The following is a 3,302-nucleotide window of genomic DNA, read 5'->3' on the forward strand; positions in this document are numbered from 1 at the left end:
GCGGTGGGGAGCGCGTCCGGCGACAGCAAGGCGAAGGCGGCCGGCTGGGCGCTGGGCGGGGCCGCGGTGGGCGTGTCGCTATTCACGGACTACCGGCTGAGCCTCACGAAGCTCATCCCCATCGAGGCGCACGAGCTGGCGGACTACGCCTATGGCCTGGGCGCGGTGCTGGCGCCCTTCGTGCTGGGGTACGCGAAGCGCTCGCCGGTGGCGGCGGCGCTGCACGTGCTGCTGGGCGTGAAGGTGCTGGCCGCGTCGCTCGTCACGGACTACCGCTGCCAGACGGGCATGCACCTGGGCGGAGAACTGGCCACGGACCCCGAGGGCATCGGGGCTTGAGGCGTAAGCCTTTTTGTTGGTGAAGGCTCTGGCGTAACGATTTTTGGAGTCGGATAACCATTTTGGTTACGTTCTCCTTCTGGAGAACGATTTCTGGAACCGTTCGGTCAAGCCATCCGCGCACGCCTGGGAGTCGACCTTCCTCCCAAGGCGGAGCCCATCGGTTACGCCCGGATCATCCTGGCGCACGAGCTCGTCGTGCTGCCGCACCACCAGGTGTCCTTTGTCGCGCCTGGAAGCGGGAAGCGCGAGCGCGTCGAAGGAGGGCGGAGCATCGTCCTCTATCCCCCGACCTACGCGCCGGAGCCAGGGCTCTTCCATCAGCTGGAGTTCGCGCTCAAGTACGAAGGGGTATCGCTCGAAATCCTCTCCGCGCTGTTCGAGAAGGAGCCCCGGAAGACGCTGGAGCCACGACTCCAGGAATACATCCAGCAGCGGCCCACCGGGCAGTACTCACGGCGGCTCTGGTTCCTCTACGAATTCCTCACTGGAAACCGCTTGGACCTGCCGGATGCGGCCAGTGGCAACTACGTTCCGTTGCTGGATTCCGAGGCGTACTTCACCGGCACGGAGGAGCGGAGCCGGCGCCATCGCGTCATCAACAACCTGCTGGGCACCGTGGACTTCTGCCCCATGGTCCGGCGCACCGGGAAGCTGAAGCACTTCGCCAGCCTGGACCTGGCGAAGGAGGTCTCCCGGCTCATGGGCGAGTACGACGAGGACGTGCTCCGCCGGGCCGTCCAGTATCTCTACGCCAAGGAGACCCGCTCCTCGTTCGCCATCGAGCGGGAGAAGCCAAGCCCGGATCGCACCGAGCGCTACGTGGCCCTCCTGCGGCGAGTTCCCCAATGGGACACATTGGATGAAGCGGCGCTGACCGCCATCCAGAACCAGACCGTGGATCCTCGCTACGCGGAGGCGGGTTACCGGCAGGAGCAGAACTACGTCGGCGAGACGGTGAGTCTCAGCGACCAGAAGGTCCACTACCTGCCGCCCCGTCCCGAGGATGTCCCCACCCTCATGCAGGGTCTGCTCGCCAGTCTCGAGCGGATGGCGAAGGCGCGTGTGGACCCCATCGTCCACGCGGCGGCGGTGGCTTTCGGCTTCGTCCTCATCCACCCATTCCTGGACGGAAATGGGCGCCTGCACCGCCTGCTCATCCACTACATCCTGTCGCGCTCGGGCTTCACGCCGCAGGGGCTCATCTTCCCCGTCTCCGCGGTGATGCTGCAGAAGAGCTCCGAATATGACGCCTGCCTGGAGTCCTTCTCGGTCGCTCTCATGCAGCAGGTCGATTACACGCATGACGACGACTGGCACGTCACGGTGAAGGGGAAGACCGGCAACCTGTACCGTGCAATCGATTGCACGCGAATGGCGGAGGACCTCTATGCGTGGACCGAGGAGACCATCCGCACGGAGTTCCGCAAGGAGCTGGAGTTCATCGTTCGCTACCGTCAGGCCCGCGAACAGATGGAGCGGGTGGTGGACATGCCGGATCGACAGTTGAACCTGTTCATCCAGGTGGTCCTCCAGAACAAAGGCAGGCTCTCCGCCACCAAGCGCGCCTCACACTTCGAACTCCTCACCGACGAGGAGGTTCAAGCGCTGGAGACCATCCTCCAGGAGCAGTTCCTCAAGGGCTCAACTTGAGCAGGAAGCCGTCCTGCAGCGGCCGTGACGGTCCGTCCTCCGGCATGGACCGGTTGAAGCCTCCGGCGAGCAGCACGCCCCCGGACGCGTCCACGCTCACGGCGCGGGCCTGGGCCACGGTGCCGGGGCTCGCGAATCCGCGCACCCAGAGCGACGTGCCCTCTTCCGGTAGCAGCTTCGCGACATACAGGCCCGGAGGCAGGCTGCCCCCGCCCAGGGCGAGGCCGCCGTCATGGCCGCCCGCCACCGTCAGCTGGCCCGCGTCGTCGGTGGCCACCATCGGTGCTCCGGTGGGGAAGGTTCGCGCCCACTGCTGGCTGCCGTTCGCGTCGTAGGCCAGGAGGAAGCCGTCGCGGGAGTCCGCGCGGTGGAAGGTCTTCTGGAAGTACAGCCGGCCGCTGAAGCCTCCGCCCACGAAGACGCGGTCCGCCCCTACCGCCACGGACACCGCCGTGCCATCCGTGCCGCGCACGTCGTGGCTCCAGACGTGGTCTCCGTCCCGGGTGAGCTTCACCACGAAGGGCGTGTGCTGGCGCACGGTGACGAACGTGGCGTCTCCCAACGACACCGCCCCCGCGTAGCCGCCCACCACGTGCACGTCGCCAAAGACATCCACCGCCACCGCTCGCGCGGAGACCTCGCCTTCGCCTGAAGGCATCCACACCCGGCTCCAGCGCTGCTCACCCTTGGCGCCCACGCTCAACGCGAAGCCCGCGTGCCGGCCAGGGGGCGTGCGCTTCAAGCCCTCTCCCAGATCGCGCGCGCCGGCGAAATCCCCCACCAGCACCGCGCCCCCGTGGTGGTCGGACGTGACGCCGTTCACCGCCACCGGGCCTTCACCCGGCAACGAGCGCACCCAGTCCAGCGCGCCTCCGCCGTCCAGCCGGGCCAGGAACGGCCCCTCCGGCAGCGTGGCGCTGTCGCGGGTGAAGCCCGCGGACATGCCCGTGATGAAGATGTTGTCGGCGGCGTCCACCGCCAGGCCGCCTACGCGGGCCCTCGCCTCGTGCTCGGGCGTCCAGCCCCGCGCCCACTTCAGCGTCCCGTCCGGCGAATACCGCGCCACCAGCAGGTGTGGCGCCACGACGTTGCGATTGAAGGGCAGGGGACCCGCCCCCAGGTCGATGGGTTCTTGATAGGTCGCCGCCACCAGGACGTCCCCGTTGGAGGTCACCACCGCGTGCGGAGCCTGTGGGTCCCCAACCATCAGGGTCCGCGACCACACGTGTGCCTCCACGCCCTCTGGCGCTACCTGTCCACCCACCTCACCGAGCACCGGGATGCGCGGTGCCTGTATCTTATACACATCT

Annotated in this window: 2 protein-coding genes and 1 pseudogene; 2 read left to right on the forward strand and 1 reads right to left on the reverse strand. The window is 67.5% G+C overall.

Translation table 11 applies throughout. The features are described 5' to 3' along the window. Nucleotides 1-339 (forward strand): annotated as a pseudogene (locus tag D7V77_RS41115) (hypothetical protein); the annotation flags it as partial. Nucleotides 340-537: 198 nt separating this feature from the next. Next, nucleotides 538-1,992, forward strand: coding sequence for a Fic family protein (locus D7V77_RS41120; protein WP_120581619.1), 1,455 nt, complete (start codon nt 538-540; stop codon nt 1,990-1,992). Here the strand turns inward: D7V77_RS41120 and D7V77_RS41125 are convergent. Further along, nucleotides 1,976-3,302: hypothetical protein (locus D7V77_RS41125; RefSeq protein WP_368666247.1), on the reverse strand; the 1,327-nt coding region annotated here is incomplete at its 5' end. The genes D7V77_RS41120 and D7V77_RS41125 overlap by 17 nt on opposite strands.

It is taken from the genome of Corallococcus sp. CA041A, from assembly GCF_003612075.1.
GTDB classification, from domain to species: Bacteria; Myxococcota; Myxococcia; order Myxococcales; family Myxococcaceae; genus Corallococcus; species Corallococcus exiguus.